17 protein-coding genes and 2 pseudogenes are annotated in these 22,332 nt (G+C 66.8%); 16 read left to right on the top strand and 3 right to left on the bottom strand.

Going from position 1 to position 22,332, the window contains the following annotated elements; genetic code table 11:
- From AUL36_RS24145 to AUL36_RS05260, 5 genes and pseudogenes are all read left to right on the top strand, one after another.
- A pseudogene (locus AUL36_RS24145) lies at positions 1-258 on the top strand (formimidoylglutamate deiminase); the annotation flags it as partial.
- A gap of 43 nt (positions 259-301) precedes the next feature.
- Positions 302-1,531 (top strand): imidazolonepropionase, encoded by a 1,230-nt coding sequence (gene hutI, locus AUL36_RS05245; RefSeq protein WP_062218708.1) that lies wholly within the window; start codon positions 302-304, stop codon positions 1,529-1,531.
- Entirely contained in the window at positions 1,528-2,328 is an 801-nt protein-coding gene (gene hutG, locus AUL36_RS05250) for an N-formylglutamate deformylase (protein ID WP_062218710.1), read from the top strand. Before hutI ends, hutG begins: the two co-directional genes overlap by 4 nt.
- Positions 2,329-2,333: 5 nt before the next feature.
- Positions 2,334-4,013 (top strand): urocanate hydratase, encoded by a 1,680-nt coding sequence (hutU, locus tag AUL36_RS05255; protein ID WP_062218712.1) that lies wholly within the window; start codon positions 2,334-2,336, stop codon positions 4,011-4,013.
- Between the two features lie 133 nt (positions 4,014-4,146).
- Positions 4,147-4,731, top strand: coding sequence for a HutD/Ves family protein (locus AUL36_RS05260; protein ID WP_062218714.1), 585 nt, complete (start codon positions 4,147-4,149; stop codon positions 4,729-4,731).
- Positions 4,732-4,806: 75 nt separating this feature from the next.
- Here the strand turns inward: AUL36_RS05260 and AUL36_RS05265 are convergent, their stop codons facing one another.
- Entirely contained in the window at positions 4,807-5,856 is a 1,050-nt protein-coding gene (locus AUL36_RS05265) for a LacI family DNA-binding transcriptional regulator (protein WP_082655596.1), read from the bottom strand.
- A 119-nt stretch (positions 5,857-5,975) separates the two neighbouring features.
- Between AUL36_RS05265 and AUL36_RS05270 the strand changes: the two genes are divergently transcribed.
- The 6 genes from AUL36_RS05270 to AUL36_RS05295 all read left to right on the top strand — a co-directional run bounded on the left by AUL36_RS05270 (position 5,976) and on the right by AUL36_RS05295 (position 12,207).
- A complete protein-coding gene (locus AUL36_RS05270; protein ID WP_062218717.1) occupies positions 5,976-7,226 on the top strand; it encodes an ABC transporter substrate-binding protein in 1,251 nt (416 codons plus the stop codon).
- A gap of 69 nt (positions 7,227-7,295) precedes the next feature.
- Positions 7,296-8,180 (top strand): carbohydrate ABC transporter permease, encoded by an 885-nt coding sequence (locus AUL36_RS05275; protein WP_062218719.1) that lies wholly within the window; start codon positions 7,296-7,298, stop codon positions 8,178-8,180.
- Entirely contained in the window at positions 8,180-9,100 is a 921-nt protein-coding gene (locus AUL36_RS05280; protein ID WP_062218721.1) for a carbohydrate ABC transporter permease, read from the top strand. The genes AUL36_RS05275 and AUL36_RS05280 overlap by 1 nt, the downstream gene beginning before the upstream one ends.
- A 2-nt stretch (positions 9,101-9,102) precedes the next feature.
- On the top strand, positions 9,103-10,191 hold the full coding sequence (locus AUL36_RS05285; RefSeq protein ID WP_062218736.1) for an ABC transporter ATP-binding protein: 1,089 nt from the start codon (positions 9,103-9,105) through the stop codon (positions 10,189-10,191).
- A gap of 110 nt (positions 10,192-10,301) precedes the next feature.
- Positions 10,302-11,060, top strand: coding sequence for a sugar phosphate isomerase/epimerase family protein (locus tag AUL36_RS05290; protein WP_062218723.1), 759 nt, complete (start codon positions 10,302-10,304; stop codon positions 11,058-11,060).
- A 4-nt stretch (positions 11,061-11,064) separates the two neighbouring features.
- Positions 11,065-12,207: a Gfo/Idh/MocA family protein gene (locus AUL36_RS05295; RefSeq protein ID WP_062218725.1), complete on the top strand. Its 1,143-nt coding sequence runs from the start codon at positions 11,065-11,067 to the stop codon at positions 12,205-12,207.
- 156 nt (positions 12,208-12,363) lie between these two features.
- On the opposite strand, the gene AUL36_RS05300 is transcribed toward AUL36_RS05295, so the two are convergent.
- The gene (locus AUL36_RS05300) at positions 12,364-13,581 is read right to left on the bottom strand and encodes a methyl-accepting chemotaxis protein (protein WP_062218727.1); all 1,218 of its coding nucleotides are present in this window, start codon (positions 13,579-13,581) and stop codon (positions 12,364-12,366) included.
- Between the two features lie 469 nt (positions 13,582-14,050).
- Between AUL36_RS05300 and AUL36_RS24815 the strand changes: the two genes are divergently transcribed.
- From AUL36_RS24815 to AUL36_RS05325, 5 genes are all read left to right on the top strand, one after another.
- Complete coding sequence (locus tag AUL36_RS24815; protein WP_280137978.1) at positions 14,051-15,295, top strand: GGDEF domain-containing protein; 1,245 nt, start codon at positions 14,051-14,053, stop codon at positions 15,293-15,295.
- 138 nt (positions 15,296-15,433) lie between these two features.
- Positions 15,434-18,139: a PAS domain-containing protein gene (locus AUL36_RS05310; protein WP_062218731.1), complete on the top strand. Its 2,706-nt coding sequence runs from the start codon at positions 15,434-15,436 to the stop codon at positions 18,137-18,139.
- Positions 18,136-18,495, top strand: coding sequence for a response regulator (locus tag AUL36_RS05315; RefSeq protein ID WP_062218733.1), 360 nt, complete (start codon positions 18,136-18,138; stop codon positions 18,493-18,495). The genes AUL36_RS05310 and AUL36_RS05315 overlap by 4 nt, the downstream gene beginning before the upstream one ends.
- Positions 18,496-19,334: 839 nt before the next feature.
- A complete protein-coding gene (locus AUL36_RS05320; RefSeq protein ID WP_062218734.1) occupies positions 19,335-19,706 on the top strand; it encodes a hypothetical protein in 372 nt (123 codons plus the stop codon).
- An 89-nt stretch (positions 19,707-19,795) separates the two neighbouring features.
- Positions 19,796-21,427: a hypothetical protein gene (locus AUL36_RS05325; RefSeq protein WP_062218735.1), complete on the top strand. Its 1,632-nt coding sequence runs from the start codon at positions 19,796-19,798 to the stop codon at positions 21,425-21,427.
- Positions 21,428-21,769: 342 nt separating this feature from the next.
- On the opposite strand, the pseudogene AUL36_RS24545 reads toward AUL36_RS05325, so the two are convergent.
- A pseudogene (locus AUL36_RS24545) lies at positions 21,770-22,299 on the bottom strand (transposase); the annotation flags it as partial.
- Between the last annotated feature and the right edge of the window lie 33 nt (positions 22,300-22,332).

Raw genomic sequence — 22,332 nt, forward strand, 5'->3', positions numbered from 1 at the left:
GCCTGCGGTCTGGCCGAACACGGGCTCTGCGTTGGCGCGCCCGCCGATTTCGTCGTGCTGGACGGCGGCCATCCCTTCATCGCGGCCGCGATGGACGGGGAGGAGGGCGACACCATCCTCGACCGCTGGCTCTTTGCCGCCGCCGATGTCGTGCGCGATGTCGTGGTCGGCGGGCGCTTCGCCATCACCGAGCGCCGCCATGCCGCCGACGAGGCGATCGACGCCGCCTTTCTGCGCACGCTGCGGCGGCTGCGATGACCGGCGCGCTCATAGTCCATTCCGCCCTTTCAGGAGAGCTGCGATGAGCCAAGTCTTGACCAATGCGCGCCTTGCGACTCTGGCGGAAGGTTCCGCCGGGCTCGGCTTCGTGGAAGACGGCGCGGTGCTGATCGAGAACGGGCGCATCGCCTATGCCGGGCCGCGCGCCGGGCTGCCGGCTCACGAGGGCGCTGATGTCATCGATTTGGGGGGGCGCTGGGTCACACCGGCGCTGATCGACTGCCACACGCATCTTGTTCATGGCGGCAACCGCGCACGCGAGTTCGAGATGCGGCTGGCGGGCGCGAGCTACGAGGAGATCGCGCGGGCGGGCGGGGGCATCGTGTCGTCGCTGGCGGCGACGCGCGCGCTGTCCACTGAGGCGCTGGCCGAGACGGCATTGCCCCGGCTGGATGCGCTGTTAGCCGAGGGTGTTTCGACGGTCGAGACCAAGTCCGGCTACGGGCTGGAGATCGAGGCGGAATGCCGGATGCTGGAGGCCGCGCGCCGGCTCGAAACCTTGCGCCCGGTGCGCGTGCGCACCAGCTGGCTCGCCGCCCATGCGCTGCCGCCGGAATATAAGGATCGCAAGGCCGACTATCTCCGGGAGGTCGCGATCCCCGGCCTTCACGAGGCGCATCGGCGCGGGCTGGTGGATGCGGTGGACGGGTTCTGCGAGGGCATCGCCTTCTCGGCCGAGGAGATGGCCGAGGTCTTCGAGGCCGCGCGCGCGCTCGGCCTGCCGGTGAAGCTCCATGCCGAGCAGCTGTCCCATGCCGGCGGCGCGGCGATGGCCGCCCGCTACGGAGCCCTGTCGGCCGATCATCTGGAATATGCGACGGATCAGGACGCGGCGGCGATGGCCGCCAGCGGTACGGTCGCCGTGCTCCTGCCCGGCGCTTACTACTTCATTCGCGAGACCGTGACGCCGCCGATCGACCTTTTCCGCCGCGCCGGCACGCACATGGCGCTTGCCACCGACTGCAACCCTGGCACCTCGCCGCTGACCTCGCTGCTTCTCACCATGAACATGGGCGCGACCCTGTTCCGCCTGACGGTCGAGGAATGCCTCGCCGGCACGACGCGCGAGGCCGCTCGGGCGCTTGGGCTTCTGGCCGAGACGGGGACCATCGAGGCCGGCAAGTCGGCCGATCTCGCGGTCTGGAACGTCGGGAGCCCGGCGGAACTGGTCTACCGCATCGGCTTCAACCCGCTTCACATGAGCGTCTTCAAAGGGACTCAGGTCTTAAAACCGGAAAGGATGTCCGCTTGAGCCTCGTCGAGATTCATCAGGGCCCATCGCCCGTCATTCTCGGTCTGCCCCATACCGGCACCGAGGTTCCCGCCGACATTTTCGCGCGGCTGAACGAGAACGGCCGGCTTCTCGCCGACACGGACTGGCATATCGAGCGCCTCTATGACGGGCTCTTGCCGGGTGCCACGACCGTTCGCGCCACGTTCCATCGCTATGTGATCGACGCCAATCGTGACCCGTCGGGCGCGAGCCTGTATCCCGGCCAGAACACGACCGGGCTCGTCCCGCTGACCGATTTTGACGGCGTGCCGATCTGGCGCGAGGGCGAGGAGCCGGACGAGGCCGAGATCGCCCGGCGGCGGGACGCGTTTCACAAGCCTTATCACGAGGCGCTGGCGGGCGAGATCGCGCGCGTGAAGGCGCTGCACGGCTTCGCCATTCTCTACGACTGCCATTCGATCCGCTCCACCATCCCCTTCCTGTTCGAAGGTCGCTTGCCCGATTTCAACATCGGCACGGACAATGGCGCGACCTGCGCGCCCGAGATCGAGCGCGTGGCGGCCGAGACCTGCGCGGCGGCGACAAGCTATACCTCCATCCTCAACGGCCGCTTCAAGGGCGGCTGGACGACGCGCCATTACGGTCGGCCCGCCGATCGGGTTCACGCGATCCAGATGGAACTCGCCCAAGCGACCCATCTCGCCGCCGAGGGCCCGCCCTTCGCCTATGACGAGGCGCGCGCCCAGCCGCTGCGCGCGGTCCTTTCCACGCTTCTCACCCGCATCGAGGCGCTCGGCGCCGGTTTGAAAGGTTGAACGCCATGTCGAACGCCAACCCGCGCCACAACGCGCGCACCGTGCGCGCCGCCACCGGGACGGAGCTTTCGGCCAAGAGCTGGCTTACCGAAGCCCCGCTGCGGATGCTCATGAACAATCTCGACCCGGACGTGGCCGAGAACCCGCACGAGCTGGTGGTCTATGGCGGCATCGGCCGCGCCGCCCGCACCTGGGACGATTTCGACCGGATCGTCTCGACGCTGCGCAGCCTGACCGAAGACGAGACGCTGCTGGTCCAATCGGGCAAACCGGTCGGCGTCTTCCGCACGCACAAGGACGCGCCGCGCGTCATCATCGCCAATTCCAACCTCGTGCCGCACTGGGCGACCTGGGACCATTTCAACGAGCTGGATAAGCGGGGCCTGGCCATGTACGGCCAGATGACCGCCGGCTCCTGGATCTATATCGGCACGCAGGGCATCGTGCAGGGCACCTACGAGACCTTCGTGGAGGCCGGTCGCCAACATTATGACGGAAGCCTCAAGGGCAAGTGGGTGCTGACCGGGGGCTTGGGCGGCATGGGCGGCGCGCAGCCGCTGGCCGCGGTCATGGCCGGCGCGTCCTGCCTTGCCATCGAATGCAATCCGGACTCGATCGAGTTCCGCCTGCGCACCCGCTATCTCGACGAGAAGGCCGAGACGCTGGACGAGGCCATGGCGCTGATCGAGCGCTGGACGGCGGCGGGCGAGGCCAAATCGGTGGGGCTGCTCGGCAATGCCGCCGAGATCCTGCCCGAGATGGTGAAGCGCGGCATCCGCCCCGACATCGTGACCGACCAGACCTCGGCGCACGACCCAATCAACGGCTATCTGCCGGCGGGCTGGACCATGGGCGAATGGCGCGCCAAGCGGGAGAGCAACCCGAAGGCGGTGGAGCGGGCGGCGCGCGCCTCCATGCGCACCCATGTCGAAGCCATGCTCGCCTTCCACCACGCGGGCGTGCCGACGCTCGACTATGGCAACAACATCCGTCAGGTCGCCAAGGACGAGGGGCTGGAGAACGCCTTCGACTTCCCCGGCTTCGTGCCGGCCTATATCCGCCCGCTCTTCTGCCGGGGCGTCGGCCCGTTCCGCTGGGCGGCGCTCTCGGGCGACCCGGAGGACATCTACAAGACCGACGCCAAGGTGAAGGAGCTTCTGCCGGACAATCACCATCTCCACCGCTGGCTCGACATGGCGCGCGAGCGCATCGCCTTCCAAGGCCTGCCGGCGCGCATCTGCTGGGTGGGCCTCGGCGATCGTCACAAGCTCGGCCTCGCCTTCAACGAGATGGTTCGGAACGGCGAGCTGAAGGCCCCGGTCGTGATCGGCCGCGACCATCTGGATTCGGGCTCGGTCGCCTCGCCCAACCGCGAAACGGAAGCAATGAAGGACGGCTCGGACGCCGTCTCCGACTGGCCGCTCCTCAATGCGCTTCTCAACACCGCGTCGGGCGCGACCTGGGTGTCGCTCCACCATGGCGGCGGCGTCGGCATGGGCTTCAGCCAGCACTCGGGCATGGTGATCTGCGCCGACGGCACGGACGACGCGGCGCGCCGGCTGGAGCGCGTTCTCTGGAACGACCCCGGCACGGGCGTCATGCGCCATGCGGACGCGGGCTACGACATCGCCCTCGACTGCGCCCGCGAAAAGGGCCTGCGCCTGCCGGGTATTCTCGGCAACTGAGCGTTCACGGGTGGGGGCGGCGGGCATGATCGCCGCATCCGCCCGGTTGCCGCGCTCCCACGCGTGATCCGCAGAAGCCCTCCCGTCGCCGGGCGGGCTTCCCCTTCCGTTCCATGACTCGTCGAGGCGAACGATGCGCGTTCTCAAAAGCGCCGAGCACAAGCGCATGGCCTGGAAGAACGGCGGCGGCGAAACGGTGGAGGTCTTCGTGCATCCGCCGGGCGCTGATCTGTCCGACTTCGACTGGCGCGTGTCCATGGCCCATGTCGCCGCCGATGGCCCCTTCTCGTGTTTCGAGGGGATTGACCGGACGCTGGCGCTTCTGGAGGGCGAGGGGATGCGCCTCGCGATCGAGGGGCAGGGCGAGGTGCTTCTGACGCTGGCGAGCCCGCCTCTGAGTTTCCCCGCCGACGCGCCGACACAGGCTGCGCTCACCGGAGGACCGATCACCGATCTCAACGTCATGACCCGGCGCCGCGTGCTCCGGCATCAGGTCGAGCGGCTTGCCCTTGATGCGGGCCAAAGCCTCCATCTGCCGCCCCGACCCGCGCGATGGTGGCTCTTGCTTGCCACCGGCTCTTGCCGGATCGAAGCATCCGGCGAGTCCGTTTCGCTCGCCGCCCATGACAGCTTGATGGGTGAGGGGGCTCTGCCGACCCTCGCGATCCACTCCGCCGAGACGCCCGTGACACTCTTCGCCATCACGATCGCACCCTGACGCGGCGCGGGGCGTCATTCGTCGGATTGTCCGCACCGTCGCCCTGCGGCCGCCCCCGAACGCGTCCGCGTCCCGTCACGACGCCTCAAGACGCCGAGGAGCGGGGCCGGTGGAGCCGCGCAGGTCCAGGATATTGGGAAGGACGTGGCGGGTCGGGGCCGGCGGCGCGTCGGCGTCGATGGCCGAGAGCAGGACGCGCGCGCCGGTGCGCCCCAATTCGAAACGCGGCTGGCGGATGGTGGAGAGGGCCGGGCGGCAGAAATCGGCGAATTCGATGCCGTCGAAGCCGAGCACGGACAGATCGTCCGGCACGCGGATTCCCGCGTCCTGAACCGTGTTGAGAAAGCCGATCGCGCTTTCATCCGACACGGCCATTACGGCGGTGGCGCGCCGATCACCCGCGAGAAAGGCGCGCGCGGCCGCCGCGCCGTAGTCGAGCGAGAAGTCGCCGCCCCCGGCCCGCGTCAGGCCGAGGCCCGGACCCGCCGCCTCGAAGGCGCGCGCGAGGGCGCCCCAGCGCACGATCTCGTTGTAATTCTCGGCCGGCCCCGGAAGATAGAGAATGTCGCGGTGGCCGAGCGCGAAGAGCTGATGCAGCGCTCGCTCCATGCAGACGTCCTCGTCGGTCAGGACCGCGTGCGTGCCCTCCATGGCGGCGCAGAGCGAGACGAGCGGCAGGCCGGCGTCGAACACCGAGCGCCCGTCGGCCACGGCCACGAAATCCGACAGGAACACCGCGCCGTCGATCGTGCCCGAGAACATCATGTCCACGAGTTGCCGGCTGCGGTCCTGACCCTCGCTGTCCATATTGGCAAGCACCATGGCATAGCCGGCTGCGGACAACTCGGCGTCGAGCCCGCGCAGCACTTCGGCGAAGAACGGCGCGCTCCAGCGCTTGCGCGTGACCACGAGCACGGTGCGGCTGCGCTTGACGCGCAGCTGGCGCGCGGCCGCGTTGGGCGTATAGCCGAGCTTGGCGACGGCGGCCCGAACGCGCGCGCGCAGTTCCGGGCGGACCTGTTCGGGGTTCGCGAGCGCGCGGCTGACGGTGGCCGTCGAAACGCCCGCCTCGCGCGCCACGTCGCCGATCCGTGCCGTGCGATTGTCTTTCACGTCCAAAGTCATGCTGCTCCGCAAAATCGAATTTCCCGAGACGATGCTTGTAACCGATTACACTGTCGAGTAGCATTGCGATTGTAATCGATTACATCAGTCGAACAAAGCCGTCTCTGGGAGGAGAGTCCATGTTGAAACTGATGCGAGGTGCCCTTTGGGGCGCCACGATGTCTTGCGCGCTCTTGTCGGGTGCTCAGGCGCAGGAGCCTTTGCGGGCCGAAGTCATGCACTGGTGGACCTCGGGCGGCGAGGCGGCCGGCGTGCGCGTCTTCGCCGATGCCTACCAACAAGCGGGCGGCACCTGGGTGGACGCGGCCATTGCGGGCGGGCAGAACCTGCGCGCCGCCGCCATCAACCGCATCGTCGGCGGCAATCCGCCCACCTCCTCGCAGTTCAACACCGGCCGGCAGTTCGACGATCTCGTGGGGCAGGGGCTCCTGGTGGATCTCGACGCGGTGGCCATGCGCGAGAAATGGCGCGACGTGATGCCCGGCCCGATCGCGGACGCCGCCTCGCGCGAGGGGAAGTTCTACGCCGTGCCGGTGAATATTCACGGCCATAACTGGATGTTCTACAAGACCGAGACCTTCGAGAAGGCCGGCATCAGTCAAGCACCCAAGAGCTTCGACGAATTCTTCGCCGACATGGACAAGCTGAAGGCGGCCGGCCTCACGCCCATCGCCTGGGGCGGCCAGCCTTGGCAGGAAGCGCTGGTGTTCGACGCGGTGTTGCTCGGCGAAGGCGGCAAGGACCTGTTCCTGAAGGTCTATCGCGACAAGGACGAAGCGGCCGTCCAGTCGGACGATTTCAAGCGTGTCGCCCGCACCTTCCACCGGATGCGCGATTATGTCGATGCCGGCGCGCCGGGGCGCAACTGGAACGACGCGACCAACATGGTGATCACCGGCCAAGCGGGCGTCCAGATCATGGGCGACTGGGCCAAGGGCGACTTCATCGCGGCCGGCATGACGCCGGGCAAGGAAGCGGGATGCGCGCTTCTGCCGGGCCAGGACGCCTATCTCATGGGCGGCGATGTCTTCGTCTTTCCCAAGCAGACGGGCGCGGCGGCGGCGACTGAGGCGCAAGAGCTTCTTGCCAAGACGCTGCTCGACCCCGCCACGCAGATCGCCTTCAACGAGAAGAAGGGCTCGATCCCGGTTCGCACCGATGTGGACGTGTCGAAAATGGATGCCTGCGCGCAGCACGGCGCGGCGCTCGTGAAGGACAAGGCCAACCAGATCCCCTCGATCAACTTCCTCGTCTCCGCCGACACGGTCGGCGCCCTGCAGGACACGATCACCTCCTATTTCAACGACCCGTCCGCGACCGACGAGGACTTCGCCGCCGACTTCGCCTCCGTGATCGGCGCCGCTCAGTAAGCCAAGGGGCGGGGCTGCGCGCCGCGCGGCTCCCCCCTGCCTGAACGCTCGAAAAAAGGAGGCCCGCCCATGGCGATGCGCATTCGGCGCTCGGCCGCTCCGGCGGTCGCGCTGTCCCCCACCATCCTCATCGTCCTTCTCGCCTATGTCGGGACGATGGGCTGGACGGTCTGGATGTCCCTGACCAATTCCCGGCTCCTGCCGGTCAACACATTCGTCGGCACCCAGCAATATGAGCGCCTGTTCGGCGATCCGCGCTGGCTCGTCTCGCTCCAGAACATGGCGCTGTTCGGCGTCCTGTTCATCGGCTTCTGCCTCGCGCTCGGCTTTCTGCTCGCGGTCGCGATCGACCAGCGGGTGCGCGGCGAAGACGGGCTTCGCACCATCTTCCTTTATCCGCACGCCATGTCCTTCATCGTCACCGGCCTCGTCTGGCAATGGATGATGAACCCGACGCTCGGCATTCAAGAGGCGGTTCAGGCGCTCGGCTGGACGAGCTTCCGCTTCGACTGGGTGGTTCGGCGCGACATGGCGATCTATGCCGTGGTGATCGCCGGCGTCTGGCAGTCGGCGGGCCTCGTCATGGCGCTGATGCTGGCGGGCCTGCGGGGTGTCGACGAAGACCTCTGGAAGGCAGCGCGGGTGGACGGCATTCCGCCCTGGCGGGTCTATACCTCCATCGTCCTGCCGCTGCTTAAGCCCATGATCATCACGTCGGTCGTGCTGCTCTCGATCGCGGTGGTGAAGGTCTACGATCTCGTGGTGGCGCTCACCAATGGCGGGCCGGGCACCGCGACGGCGGTGCCTGCCAAATATGTGATGGACTACCTGTTCGAGCGCCAGAATATCGGCTTGGCGGCGGCCGCCTCGACCGTCCTTCTCGTCACGGTCCTCTGCGTTCTCACGCCCTGGATCTATGCCGAATATTTCCGCAAAGAGCGGGGAGGCGCCTGATGACCACGCTCGACACGCTTTCGCCCGTCACGCTCGACCGCGCGGCCAGCCATCGCGGCGCGCGGCCCCGGCGTCTCACCGCCGGCCGCCTCGGCCTCTACGCCTTCTTGAGCATCGCGGCGGCCTTCTTCCTTCTGCCGCTCTACATCATGGTGGTCACTTCGCTGAAGACGATGGACGAGGTGCGCCTCGCCAATATCTTCGCCTGGCCGTCCGACCCGAGCTTTCAGGCCTGGGTCACCGCCTGGTCCAGCGCCTGCACCGGGCTCGACTGTTCGGGCATCCAGGCCGGGTTCCTGAACTCGGTGAAGATCCTCATTCCCTCGGTCGTCGCCTCGATCGCGCTGGGCTCGGTCACGGGCTATGCGCTCTCGCTCTGGCGGGTGCGTGGGGCGAACGTTCTGTTCGTCGTGCTGCTGCTCGGGGCCTTCATTCCCTATCAGGTCTTCATCTATCCGCTGGTGCGCCTGTTCTCGGCCATCGGCATCTATGGCTCGCTGCCGGGCATCGTGCTCGTCCACGTCATTTTCGGCCTGCCGGTGATGACGCTCCTGTTCCGCAATTTCTATGCGGGGCTGCCGGCCGAGCTGTTCAAGGCGGCGCGCATCGACGGGGGCGGCTTCTGGCGCATCTTTCTCCACGTGATGCTGCCCATGTCCACGCCCATGCTGGTGGTCGCCGTGATCCTTCAGGTCACCGGCATCTGGAACGACTTCATCCTCGGCCTCGTCTTCGCCGGCCGGGAGAACCTGCCGATGACGGTGCAGCTCAACAATATCGTCAATTCGGCCCAGGGCGAGAAGCTCTACAACGTCAACATGGCGGCGACGATCCTCACGGCCCTCGTGCCGCTCGTCGTCTATCTCCTGTCCGGCCGCTGGTTCGTTCGGGGCATCGCAGCGGGGAGCGTGAAGGGATGATGATGTCCACGATCAAGGCGCCGAGCGTCGCGGTTCGCGAACTCGACATTTATTACGGCTCGCTCCGGGCCATCGACAAGCTCGACCTCGAAGTGCGCCAGGGCGAATTCCTCGTGCTGCTCGGGCCGTCCGGTTGCGGCAAGTCCACGCTGCTCAACGCCATCGCCGGGCTTCTCGACATCACGGACGGGCAGATCTGGATTTCGGGCCGCAACGTCACCTGGGCCGAGCCGAAGGACCGGGGCATCGGCATGGTGTTCCAGTCCTACGCGCTCTATCCGCGCATGAGCGTGGAGGACAATCTGTCCTTCGGCCTGCGCATGAACGGCACGTCCAAGGCCGAGATCGCCCAGCGCGTGGCACGGGCGGCCAAGATGCTGCAACTGGAGCCCTATCTCAAGCGCAAGCCGGCCGAGCTGTCCGGCGGCCAGCGCCAGCGCGTCGCCATCGGCCGGGCCTTGGTGCGCGAGGTCGATGTCTTCCTGTTCGACGAGCCCCTCTCCAATCTCGACGCCAAGCTGCGCGCCGAACTGCGCGTCGAGATCAAGCGCCTGCATCAGAGCCTCGGCAATACGATGATCTATGTCACGCATGATCAGATCGAGGCGCTGACCCTGGCCGACCGGATCGTCGTCATGAAGGGCGGCGTGATCCAGCAACTCGGCGGCCCGATCGAGGTCTATCAGAAGCCGGTGAACCGCTTCGTCGCGGGTTTCATCGGCTCGCCCGGCATGAACTTCCTCGAAGGCCGGCTGGAGAATGGTGCCTTCCGCACCGGCGATCAGGCCATTCCCCTGGCCGGATATGAGTTTGCCGGCGGCGCCGCGCCCTCGGGCGAGGCGAGCCTCGGCCTTCGCCCCGAGCATCTTCGTTTGGGCTCGGAGCCCGGCCCTGGCCTCGTGCCCGCCATGGGGGCGGTCGAGGTGGTCGAGCCCATGGGGGCGGACACGCTTCTCTGGACCCGGCTCGGCGGCCAGCCCATCGCCATCCGCACGGACGGGTCGAACAGCCCCCGCGTCGGCGATCCGCTGCCCTTCCTGATCGACCTGCCACGCGCCTCGCTCTTCGGCCCGGACGGCGCGCGGCTCTAGAGCGCCGCCCCTCTCACACCTGATCCACGCTCGACGCCCGCGCCCCTTCGGCGCGGGGCCGGCTCGGTGCGGCCCGATTTTCCCATCCCGATGTCCCAAGGAGTGTCCCGATGACAACCCTCTCCATGCAGCTCTACTCCGCCCGCAACGCGCCACCGCTGGCCGATCAGCTGCGCGATCTCGCCGCCCTCGGCTATCAGGATGTCGAGTGCTTTCGCGGGCTTTACGACGATGTGCCGGCGCTCAAAGCCATACTGGACGAGAACGGGTTGACGGCCCGCAGCGGCCATTTCAGTGTCGATCTCCTGGAGGGCGAGTTCGACCGCACTGTTGAGATCGCGCGCACGCTCGGCAACGAGATCGTCGTTCTGCCCTATCTCCTGCCCGATAGCAGGCCCTCGGACGCCGAAGGCTGGAAGGCGTTCGGCGCGCGGGTCGGCGCGGTCGCGCGCCGGCTGAAGGGCGAGGGGCTGCGCACGGCCTGGCACAATCACGATTTCGAATTGCGCATGGTGGAAGGCGGCGGGCGGCCGCTCGACCATATTCTGGACGCCGACCCCGCGATCGAATGGGAGGCCGATCTCGCCTGGGTCGTGCGCGGCGGCGAGGACCCGGCCGCATGGCTGCGCCGCTATGCCGGCCGCGTCGCCGCGCTCCATGTCAAGGACATCGCGCCCGCCGGCACCAAGACGGATGAGGACGGCTGGGCGGATGTGGGCGAAGGCACGCTCGATTGGGCCGCGCTCTGGCAGGACGGCAAGGCGGCGGGCGCGGACCTGATGGTCGCCGAACACGACAATCCCAGCGATTTCGGGCGTTTCGCCCGCACCACCATCCGCGCCTTCCAGCGCTTCGAAAACGGGAACTGACCCCATGGTGCAGCGTATCGGCCTCGTCGGATGCGGGGTCATTTCCGACATCTACCTGCGCAATGCCGCGCTCTTCCGCGACATTCGCTTCACCGCCTGCGCCGACATGCGGACCGAAGCGGCCGAGGCGCGTGCTTCTCAGTACGGGCTGCGCGCCCTGTCGCTGGACGAGCTCTATGCCAGCGACGAGTTGGACATCGTCCTCAACCTCACCAATCCGGACGCCCATGCCGGCGTCTCGCTGCGCGCGCTGGGCAGCGGCAAGCATGTCTATACCGAAAAGCCGCTCGCGACCTCGCTGGAGGACGGGCGCGCCATCGTCGCGCTTGCCCGCGAGAAGGGGCTCCAGGTCGGCTCAGCGCCCGACACGATCCTTGGCCCCGGCTTGCAGGATTGCCGCCGCCTGATCGACGACGGCACGACGGGCCGGGTCATCTCGGGCGTCGCCACCATCATGTCGCGCGGCATGGAGCACTGGCATCCCGCGCCCGCCTTCTACTTCAAGCCGGGCGGCGGCCCGATCCTCGACATGGGGCCTTACTATGTCGGCGCGCTGGTGACGTTGCTCGGGTCCGTCGCCAAGGTCACGGCGGTCGGGCGCGTCGGCCTGCCCGAGCGCGTGGTGACGGCCGAGGGGCCGAATGTCGGCCAGCGGATCGAGGTGGAGGTGCCGACCACGGTTCACGCCGTCCTCTCCTTCGAAAGCGGCGCGCAGGTGACGCTGCTCGCCAGCTGGGACGTCTGGAAACACGCCCACCTGCCGATCGAACTGCATGGCGAGGCCGCCTCGCTACGCGTGCCCGACCCCAACTTCTTCGGCGGGCGGATCGAGCGGGCGGAAAACCGCGACGAGTGGACCTCCAGCGACACGGCCGACCGCTTCTTCGGACAGGCGAACTACCCCTTCGCCAAGCCGCTCTACGCCAATTATCGCGGTCTGGGCCTCGCCGAGATGGCGCGGGCGATCGAGAGCGGTCGCCAAGCGCGCGTCAACGGCGAATGGGCGTTTCACGTTCTCGACGTGATGCTCGCCATCCTGCGCTCGGCGGATGAGGAGCGCGGCGTCGCCGTGGCGTCGCGCTGCGAGCGGCCCGAGCGCCTGAGCGACGAAGAGGCGCTGTCGCTGCTGAAGCGCGCTGAAGACTGAGCCGCCTCGGGTCTCGCCGACAAATGGAACGTCCCGCCCTCGGCCCCGAAAGGGTTGAGCGCGGGACGTGCCGGCTGATGAGGTTCGCTGTAGACGCGTCCGATACGCGCGGCCCACGATTGACAGGCTGTCCAAACGTCGCCGGCTCGACCGCTTTCAGGCCGCCGCGCGCCATGTCTCGGGCGAAGGGGCTGGCTGGCGGGAGGCCTCGGCGGCCTGCTGCTCCGCCACGTATCTTTCGGCCAGGGCCTGGAGCTGGTTCCCGCTCTGGCCGGCTTCGACGCCCGCCAGGATCACGCGCGCTTCGCCTTCGTTGACATGGAAGATCGCCATGCGGTCTTCCAGCCGCGCCGCTTCCGACGACAATTGCTCGGCGGTGGCCGCCATCTCGCCGGCCGCGCCGGCATTGGCCTGCGTCACCTGATCCAGCTGGCCGATCGCCTGGTTGATCTGATCGATGCCGACCGACTGCTCGCGGCAGGCCGCCGAGATTTCCGACACGAGTTCCGCCGTGCGCCGGATGTCGGGCACCAGCTTGTCCAGGCGCGCGCCCGCATCTTCCGCGACGATCAGCGTGCGCGACGACAGCGCTCCGATTTCGGATGCCGTCACCTGAGAGCGCTCGGCCAGCTTCCTGACCTCCGAGGCGACCACCGCAAAACCCCTGCCATGCTGCCCGGCCCGGGCCGCCTCGATGGCCGCGTTCAGGGCGAGAAGGTCGGTCTGACGGGCGATTTCCTGCACGAGAGCGATCTTCCCGGCGATCTCGCGCATGGCCTTGGTGGACTGCGCCACCGCCTCGCCCGTGGTGCCGGCATCTTCGGCGGCCCGCGCCGCGATCGTCTCTGTGGTCGAGGCGTTTCCGGCAGTCTGACGCACATTGGCGCTCATCTCTTCGATCGCGGCCGAGGCCTGCTCGCTGGCGGCCGCCTGTTCGGTCGAACCGGAAGACAGCTTCTGCGCCGTCGCGCAGGCTTGCTGCGAGCCGGACGCCACCTGCATCGCCGCGCCCTGCACCGCGTGCACCGTTCCCGCCAGACGAAGCCGCGTCTGGCACAGGCGCGTCAGGATATCGCCCAGCTCGTCGCGCCGCCCATGGACGATGCGGTGGGACAGGTCGCCGCTGGCGATCCGGTCCATGTTTTCGGTGAGCTGGCGCAGGCCGCTCGTGAGCGACAGAATGATCCAGCTTGCCAGCGCCGCGCCTAGAAGCGTCACCAAGGCGATACCCGCGACCAGCCAGAGCTGCATGGCGCCACTGCCCTCCGCCGGCGCGCCGGACAGGGTTCCGATGCTCAGCACATCAATACCACAGGTTGAAACGAGGATCAGGCCGAAACTGAGAGCGAGACGAGCTTTGATGGTGAGACGCATGGAAGGATTGTTCCGGGAGGGGTGCTTTGGGCGTTCGATAAAAGCTATCGCGAAAAGTTCCATGCTCGATTCTTGCACGGACTGCGAACGAAACCCGATCGCTTGGTTTGCACCTCATGAACGGCAGCTCGCAAATGCTAGGCATGTCTCGCCTTGCCTCGGGAGAGATCGTGGCCCTTCGCGCGGCGTCGATCTTGGCACCAAGCCCGGGCTCGAAACCGCAAGTGACGCGCTTTCCCGCCGGGCACGTCCTGCGCGTGTGCATTCGCGTCGTGTTGGTCCAGCGCGATTAAGTCGCCTTTGATAGTACCCGGCTAAACATAGGGAATACGGGTCCCGTGTTGAGCACGGCCGGGGGCATTGAGTCGCTCGTCTGACACCGCGCTGCGAAAGACCCTGGCCCATGCAACCTCAGACGATTGTGTCCGGGGCATTCAGCCCCTGTCGGCGGTGTGGCAACGAGGTGGTGGTGCTTAAGATCGAACGACGGGACGAGCCCGAAGACGTATACCGGGAACTGGTGGATGGTCTTGCGGGCAATGTCGTGCCCATGGTGATCTTGTGCGTCTTGCTGGTCGGGACCGGCACCTACGGCTTCTGGACCCATCCCAGCGTCTTCGTCCTGGTCGCGATGGCCGGCGGAGTTGCGGCAGCGCTGGTCAAGATCGCGATGGTCTTGGACCACCAGCGTCACCGCCTCGCCTATCGCCATGCGTCTCTCGATAAGGTTCGTCGGCATGAAACGCTCCACGGCGTTTCCACGATTGCGGTCAGTCTGGCCGTCAGCCTGTTTTCGGTCGCGATCTATTCTCTGCCCGATCCGGTGCTTCACCTCGCCCCCGTGTGCCTGTGGTTCGGCTACAGCGCGGGCCTGATCGCCCGTGTGTCGATCCGCCCCCGCATTGCCGGCGCCGCGATCCTGAGCTTGGGCCTTCCCAACACGCTCGCCATCGCCTCTCTGGGTACGCCTTCGCATCTGATGGTCGCGTTTGTTTTTGCCGTTTTCACCGCCGCCGGCACTCAAAGCGTGGGCTATGTCTATCAAACGGCGCGCGATGGCGTCGCCCTGCGGCTTCAACTGGCCGCGCTGGCCCGGCGCGATCCGCTGACCGGCCTTCTGAACCGACTCGGGCTGCGCGACGCTCTGGCCGCGCTGCCGCAGGGAGGGTGCCTTGCGATCGCCGTTTACGCTTTCGACCTCGACGGGTTCAAGGCGGTGAACGACGCATTCGGGCATCAGGCGGGCGATCGGCTCCTGGCGATCCTCGCCGCGCGCGTCCAGTCGAGCGTTCCCGAAGCCACGATCGTCGCGCGCACCGGCGGCGACGAGTTCGTGCTGGCGCAGATCGGCGTGAACGACCAGGAGGCGGTGCGGCGTCTGGCCGAGCGCATCCATCGCCAGCTGACGCGCCCCTGCGACATCGGGGTCGTCCGGCCGGTCACGGTCGGGCTTAGCCTCGGCTATACGACCGGACTGCTGTCGCAGGTGAGCCTCGACGATCTGATGCATCGGGCGGACGCGCGGTCCTACGCCGTCAAGCGCGGCGGTGGTGGCGTGCTTGGTCCCGGCGAGCACGTCCATCGCCAGCCCGCCGCGACGCCCCCCCCTCGCGCGGCGGGCTGTGACGCGGTGACGCGAGCCGCTTTTCAGCGGCGCTGCCGGGCGAACACCGGCCTCTTTCGAAGCGCTTGGCGTGCCCGGCCGCTCGTGTGATGGTCTCGGCTAAGCAGCCAGCCATTGCCTAGGAGCGCACGCGGGTGCCTAAGCTTGTGTGACCCGCGATGGGGCAGCGAGAGAGGCGCCGTGGACACGTCATCGGCTCAGGGAATTTGGCCCGCCGGGGAAAGCGAGATGGCCCGGCGCGTGCGGGCTCACGACTGGGCGCAGACGCCGCTCGGAGCGATCGAGACCTGGCCGCAGAGCCTTCGGACGGCGCTCGACATGGTGCTCGCCATGCCTCGCCCCACGACGCTCCTCTGGGGCCCCGAGCATGTCCAGATCTACAACGACGCCTATGTCACCATTGTTCGAACCCGGCATCCCGCCCTGCTGGGGCGCCCGGCGAGGGAGGGCTGGTCGGACGTCTACGACACGGCGCTGGCCCCCTTGCTGAAGATCACCCAGGCCGGGCAGGCGACGCGGCTCACCGACTTTCCCGTTCGACTCGAAGAATCGGACGGGCAGGTTGAAGAGCGCCTGTTCGACACCGACTGGTCGCCGGTTCCGGACGAATCCGGCCGGATCGTCGGCGCGCTTCAAACGCTGATCGAGACGACGGATCGGTTTCACGTGCAGACCGCCCTGCGCGAGAGCGAAGCACGGCACCGCCTTTTGATCGGGAGCTGGGCGCAGGCGGTCTGGGAAACCGACGCTGCGGGTGTGGTCGTGGCCGACAGTCCGAGCTGGCGCGCCTATACGGGCCAGAGCCTCGACGAATGGCTCGGCTATGGTTGGCTCGACGCGATCCATCCCCACGACCGCGCCTATGCCGAGCGACAATGGCGGGCGGCGATGGATGCGCGGGGGCTGGTGGATGCCGAATTTCGCCTGCGGTCCCCCGATGGCGGCTGGCGCTGGACCAATGTCCGCGCGGCCCCCGTGCTCGACGCGAAAGGGCGCATCGCGAAATGGGCTGGCATGAACATCAACATCGACGCACGCAAGCGAGCCGATGCGGTCCTGCGAGCGGGCGAGGAGCGGCACCGCACAGACCTGGAACAGCGCATCCAGGAGGCGACAGCCGAATTGAAAGCCGGTCGCGATCTCCTTCAGGGCACTCTGGATGCCTCGACCGACATGATCCAGGTCTTCGAGGCGATGCGTGACGAGGCGGGCGAGATCATCGATTTTCGCTGGGTGCTCAACAATCATACGTCCGAGAGCCGCTACGGGGAAGTGCGCGGCGAAAGCCTGCTGACGCGCAATCCCGGCGTCGTGGTTGAAGGAATTTTCGACGCCTTCAAACGCGTGACGCAAACGGGCCGGCCCGAGCAGGCCGAGCGCCACTATGTCCACGAGCAGTTCGACGGATGGTTCTACCAGTCGGTCGTGAAGCTGGGCGACGGCGTCGCCACGACGACGAAGGAGATCAGCGACTGGAAGACGGCGCAGGCCGAGTTGCTGCGCCTGAAGGAGGAGGCGGCGGCGACCCGGCTGCAAGCCAGCGAGGAGCGCTTCCGCTCCTTCGCCGAAAACTCGACCGACCCGCTCTGGATCGTCGACGCGCGGACGCGCCGGCTCGTCTATCTCAGCCCGGCCTTCGAACGCATCTGGGGCGAGCGCCGCGAGATCGTTCTCGACGATCTCTCGCGCTGGGTCGCATCGATCCATCCCGAGGATCGGAAGCGGGCTCTCGCCGCGCTGCCGGGCGCGCTCGCCGGCGACCATATCCAGATCGTCTATCGCATCCGGCGCTTCGACGACGGGCGCATCCGCTGGATTCAGGACAGAGGCTTTCCGATTCGCAGCCCCGCCGGCGAGATCACCCATGTCGGCGGCATTAGCCAGGACGTGACCGAGCACCGGGAAATGGCGGAGCAGCTTCGCCAGAACCAACGGCGGCTCTGGACGGTGATCGAGGGTATCCCCCAGCTCGTCTGGCGGTCTCTCGATTCCGGCCAGTGGACATGGGCGAGCCCGCAATGGTGCGACGTCACGGGCCAGACCCTTGCGCAAAGCCAAGGTTACGGCTGGCTGGATGCGCTGCATCCCGAGGATCGCAGCCGAGCCCTGGCCGGCTGGGAGCGGGCCGATGGCTCCTCGCATCTCGATATGGAAACGCGTCTCTTCCATGCCGGAGAGGGGCGGTATCGCTGGTTTCAGACGCGCGCTCTTCCGGTGCGGGACGAAGCGGGGCAGATCGTGGAATGGCTCGGCACATCCACCGCCATCGACGACATGCGCCAGCTTCGGGAGCGCCAACAGGTTCTCATGGCCGAACTCCAGCACCGGGCGCGCAACCTCATCGGCGTGGTCCGCGCGATCGCGGACCGCACGGCCGACGGCTCGAACGGCCTGCCGGATTTTCTCGCCCGGTTCCGTTCTCGGCTGGCGGCGCTGGCCCGCATCAACAGTCTCCTGTCCCGGCTCGACAGCGGCGAGCGGGTGACGTTCGACATCCTGCTTCGCACGGAACTCGAGGCGCGCGGATTCGCCGAAGACGGCCTGTCCGACCATATCCTGCTGGCTGGACCCGAGGGCGTTTGCCTGCGCTCCGCAAGCGTGCAGACCTTCGCCCTCGCCATCCACGAGCTGACCACCAACGCCGTCAAATACGGCGCGCTGTCGGGTGGAGCGGGCCGGCTCAATGTGACCTGGCGCGTTCATCGCAGCCAGGCCGCGCCGGATCGTCTCCATGTCGAATGGAGCGAAACAGGCGTGGCGGATATGCCGGAGGACGGCGCTGAGGCGCAGGGCAGCGGCTATGGGCGCACGCTGATCGAGAAGGCGCTGCCCTACCAGCTGGGTGCCATCACGACCTACGAGCTTCGACCGGACGGCGTGCGCTGCACGATCGACCTGCCGCTTCACGCCGGCAATGGAAGGGACATACGATGAGCCAGCTGTCGCGAGGCAAGCCCGCGCCATTCATCGACATGGCGGGCAAGACGGTTCTGATCGTGGAGGACGAGTTCCTCGTGGCCGACGATATGGCCCGTTATTTCGAGAGTTCGGGCGCCACCGTGCTCGGCCCCGTACCCACGCCTCTCGCCGCGTGGAGCATCGTTGCCAGGGAAGGGCCTCTCGACGGGGCCATCCTGGATGTCAACCCTTTGGGCGTGCGACGCGAGATGGTGCGCGGCTTCGAACGGCCTGGCCTTCTCGTCAAAGGATCTGCGATAGTCCGCCAGCGTCTCGCCGGCGCCTTCCACCATCCGCTCGACGGGGTTGGCTGCCGTCGCCTTCGTAGATAATCCCCTCCGTTCCCTTCTGCCGGCAAAGAGCCGATAGCTGCGGATCGGCCAGCTCCCAGGGAGACCCCACCAACGCGCCGTCGGTCCTCGCGGCTGTCTGCGAAGGGAAGTTACGGCGCGCAGAAACGCGGGGGGCGGAACCCGTCGATAGTCGTCTCTCGTTCGGACAGGGCATGTCGACCATTTTGGCGAGGCGAACACGACCCGCGTTCCGCCCGCATGTCCAGCGATCCGGGTCACCCCCGAGAATCAGATCGGGTTCGCCTCGCCGGAGGGTCCGCAATGCATGTCGTGAAGGAAGGGGCAAACAGTCCTGAAGTAACCCTCGGCTACCAACCGTCCGTTTTAAGCGCAACGCGGTTAGGAAAGGATGAAGCCCCGAGCACGAGATCGTTTATCGCCCGACAATATCGAGCGAGTTGCAGCAAGGATGCTGGTGTCGCTGGGTGGCGCTTTGCAAAATCCAAGCAGGGGCAAGGCCTTGTGGAGGTTGGGCAAGACAATACGATAAGATGACATTCGATTTCGGCGCGAGCTTGCACCGGGAAAACTCCGAAATACCTGCTTCGATAAGGCGTGAAGGCGGCGAGATCATGGAAAATTTTCTCGAACCGAGCCCCGTTAAACGAAATTATTCCAGTCGGGCGACTTGACGCGCCAAAGCCGGGTTGGCGATACAGATGTCCTGTTCGCGACATCTCCCGCTCGGCGATCCGCGAGGGAGCGTCCATGTCTTCCTGCATGGGCGGCATCGGTTCCGTAAACCCTGACGGCTTGCGCTCCGGCGAGCCGGGCAGGCGATTGGCTGGATCGTGGAGCACATGTGAAAACATAAGGACATGCGTTTGCGGGTTTTGTTGGCGTTGTTCATTCTCGTGCCGATCGCGCAGGTCTTCGCTCAGGACCGCGATCCGTTCTATTTGGAGGGGCGGAACGATCTCCGCCTCGTTGCCTATCGCAGCCAGCATGGGACGCTGCCGGACGCCAGCGATCGCTCCCTCAAGGCCAGCATGGACGGGGTCTTCGGGCAAACCCGAGACACGCCGGAAGGCGATCTGCGTGAGCGCGAAGGCCCCGCGTATTTGCAAGGCGAGGACCAGTCGATCCAGGGCATGGTGACGGCCAACGAGGTCGATGTCGCTGAGGTCGACGGTGTGCCCATGCTTCACATGTCGCTCGGCAAGATGATCGTCCATCGGCCGGCCCAATGATGGTTTCGCCGCCTGCCGCACAGCCGCCCATCCCGGTCAAGACCCCAAGCTTTCCAACCCGCAGCCTTCTCAGAGACATAGGATTTCCGATGGTTCGCCGTCTTCTCACGACGACTGCCCTGGTCGCCGGCCTCGCCCTGCCCGCCTATGCCGAGGACCTTGTTCCCGAGCCGGCACCCGCCGGCACCGCGCAGGAGGCGGCGGCGCTTCGCGCGGCGCTGGCCGCCTATGTCACGGACGTTCCCTTCAAGAAGGGCATCCTGCGCGTCGAGCCCGATCCGATGGGCCAACGCGTGACTCTGGACGCTGCGCCCTTCCTCAAGGCCGATCTGGGCATCGATGTGAAGGTCGCGCCCATCTCCCTCCTCGTCAGCCCGCGCGCGGACGGCGACTGGAACGTCTTCACCGGCGACCCGATCGCTTGGAAGTTCGACACCACCATCGCCGACACGCTTCAGAGCTTCGCCTACTCGCAGGGCGAGCAGAAGTTCAAGGGCGTCTTTGCGCCGAGCCTCTTCGCCTATCGCACGGCCGAGGGTTTTGCGCGCGACACCGTCAGCCTCCAGAACGAAGCGCTGAGCGACTCCAGCACGACGGTCGCGAACACCAAGCTGACGACGAGCGCGCGGCCGGGGCAGGCGGGCGGGGTCGATATCGATTTCCGACAGACGTTCACCGACTATGCTCAGACGGTCAGCTTCAAGGCGCCCCCGCCGGCGGAGGGTGAAGACGGGAGCGAGCATTCCGAGACAGAGGCTCTGGCCAAGTCGCTCCTGATCAACATCGGCGTCAAGGCCAGCGAATTGGAAACCATCGCCTCGGTCAAGGACGGGCGCAATGTCGAGGCGCGCGATCTCTACGTCCTCGTGCTCCGAAACATGCCGGCCTTCGCGGTGGATCAAAAGGCGACGCTCGCAGGTCCCTTCGGGAAGGAACTGCGCGCGGCGTTGCTGAAGCTCATGCCGTTCTGGTCCTCGCTCGATGTCACCGTGAGCACACGCGACGCCGGATTCCAGTCCTCGTTCGGAGCCCTGCGGGTCGGCGAGGCGCGGCAGGTGACGCATATGACGGGCATTGCCGAGAATGCCGGGCTCGACACGGACTTTGCCCTCAAAGGCCTGTCAATCGACGGCCCGTTCCTGCCGCCCTGGGCCGCCCGCTTCGTGCCCAAGGAGGCCGCGCTCGGCCTGTCCGTCTCCGGCGTCGATCTGAAGACGCCAGCCGACCTCGCCATTCGAAATGCCGACTTCGCCGCCGACGAGCCCCTGTCGGAAGACGTGAAGGCCCGGATCATCCAGTCGTTCGACCCAGCGCGCATCAAGATCGCTCTGAAGCCGAGCACGTTGAGCGCCACCGATTTCAACCTGCATCTGTCGGGCGAGATGAATTTCGTGGACATGAAGCCGGCCGCCACGCTGAACGTGCGCGCGGAAGGTCTCGAGAACACGATCAGCAGCCTGCAACGCGCCGCCGAGCAGGAGCCCGATCTGCATCAGGTCGTCGGCATGATTCAGATGGCGCAGGGGCTGGGCCGCAAGACCACGGATGGGGACTGGGAGTGGGTGGTGGACGCTGCCGCCGACGGTTCGGTCTCGGTCAACGGCGCGGTGGTGAAGGGGCCCGATCCGGTGGTCGATCCCGAAGCGGACGAGTCTGATCCCGAGGCCGAGCCAAACGAGGGCGCAAGCGACGGCGCTCCGTCGAGCGACGGCGCGCAGTAAACGATAAGAGACCGCTTCGGCCGTTTCCGGCCCGGCGCCGTCGAGAGATGTTCGGTTCGGGTCGAGGCGTCAAACGCAGTGAAAGCGGGGTCGACGTCGGGAACGACAGTGCGGATGAAAAGCACTGCCGATCCGGCCCGGCCCTTCTTCTCCCGATCCTGATGCTTGGGGATCGCCTGGGATCGTCCGGCCTTTCCGGCGGCTATCGGCGACGTCTTCCGCGCGGGATAGGCCGCGGCTGCGTAACGCCGAGCTGCGTCAACAGAGGACGATGGACAGCGATCCGACCTGCTTCGGTCGTGGTTTCTCAGACCCCAACTCAAAACTCCATGAAGCCTGGCAATATCTTGCAAGCCTCCGGGTGGGGGGACGAAGGTTGGCGACGAGGATCCGGGCCTCGGCGCTTGCGATGGTCTTCTCGAAGTCCCTGGCCAGCCTGCCGCAGCGGCCAGGTCAAGCTTCGCACCACAGCCCATCGACGCGGCAGAACCTCGTAGCCCATGGCTCGATCGGAGCGCTTGTTCATCCGGATCGTCCGCCGATCTATCTTGCGCAGCCGCCCCTTCAACGCGTCGCTGGCCTATGCGCCATTGGCGTCGATATGGCATAGCTCAAGAGAGCGATCGCGGATCGAGACGAGGACAGGGCGATCCTGGACGTCGGCACCGTGCACGACAAGCCCGACCGTCAGACCGAGCGTATCGGTGACGATGTGGCGCTTGCGGCCCTCGATCCTCTTCCCGGGATCGAAGCCCCCGATTTCCACCGCGTTCGGTGATCTTGACGCTCTGGCTGCCGATGACGATTGCCGGCGGGAACGCCGCTCGGCCTTCCAGTTCCCGAGCTGCCAGAATGAGATGGCCATTGATCCTGCGCAGCCGGCTAGGATTCCGTTAGTGGTGGAA

Origin of the sequence: Aureimonas sp. D3, assembly GCF_001463805.1 — a bacterium.
GTDB lineage: Bacteria > Pseudomonadota > Alphaproteobacteria > Rhizobiales > Rhizobiaceae > Aureimonas > Aureimonas ureilytica_A.

Bases quoted from the DNA above. Each gene is read 5' to 3' on its own strand.
- AUL36_RS05295 (WP_062218725.1), top strand. From the start codon at position 11,065: ATGGTGCAGCGTATCGGCCTCGTCGGATGCGGGGTCATTTCCGACATC.
- hutI (WP_062218708.1), top strand. From the start codon at position 302: ATGAGCCAAGTCTTGACCAATGCGCGCCTTGCGACTCTGGCGGAAGGT.
- AUL36_RS05275 (WP_062218719.1), top strand. From the start codon at position 7,296: ATGGCGATGCGCATTCGGCGCTCGGCCGCTCCGGCGGTCGCGCTGTCC.
- hutU (WP_062218712.1), top strand. From the start codon at position 2,334: ATGTCGAACGCCAACCCGCGCCACAACGCGCGCACCGTGCGCGCCGCC.
- AUL36_RS05270 (WP_062218717.1), top strand. From the start codon at position 5,976: ATGTTGAAACTGATGCGAGGTGCCCTTTGGGGCGCCACGATGTCTTGC.
- AUL36_RS05320 (WP_062218734.1), top strand. From the start codon at position 19,335: ATGCGTTTGCGGGTTTTGTTGGCGTTGTTCATTCTCGTGCCGATCGCG.
- AUL36_RS05310 (WP_062218731.1), top strand. From the start codon at position 15,434: ATGGCCCGGCGCGTGCGGGCTCACGACTGGGCGCAGACGCCGCTCGGA.
- AUL36_RS05285 (WP_062218736.1), top strand. From the start codon at position 9,103: ATGTCCACGATCAAGGCGCCGAGCGTCGCGGTTCGCGAACTCGACATT.
- AUL36_RS05260 (WP_062218714.1), top strand. From the start codon at position 4,147: ATGCGCGTTCTCAAAAGCGCCGAGCACAAGCGCATGGCCTGGAAGAAC.
- AUL36_RS05265 (WP_082655596.1), bottom strand. From the start codon at position 5,856: ATGACTTTGGACGTGAAAGACAATCGCACGGCACGGATCGGCGACGTG.
- AUL36_RS05315 (WP_062218733.1), top strand. From the start codon at position 18,136: ATGAGCCAGCTGTCGCGAGGCAAGCCCGCGCCATTCATCGACATGGCG.
- AUL36_RS05325 (WP_062218735.1), top strand. From the start codon at position 19,796: ATGGTTCGCCGTCTTCTCACGACGACTGCCCTGGTCGCCGGCCTCGCC.
- AUL36_RS05280 (WP_062218721.1), top strand. From the start codon at position 8,180: ATGACCACGCTCGACACGCTTTCGCCCGTCACGCTCGACCGCGCGGCC.
- AUL36_RS05300 (WP_062218727.1), bottom strand. From the start codon at position 13,581: ATGCGTCTCACCATCAAAGCTCGTCTCGCTCTCAGTTTCGGCCTGATC.
- AUL36_RS05290 (WP_062218723.1), top strand. From the start codon at position 10,302: ATGACAACCCTCTCCATGCAGCTCTACTCCGCCCGCAACGCGCCACCG.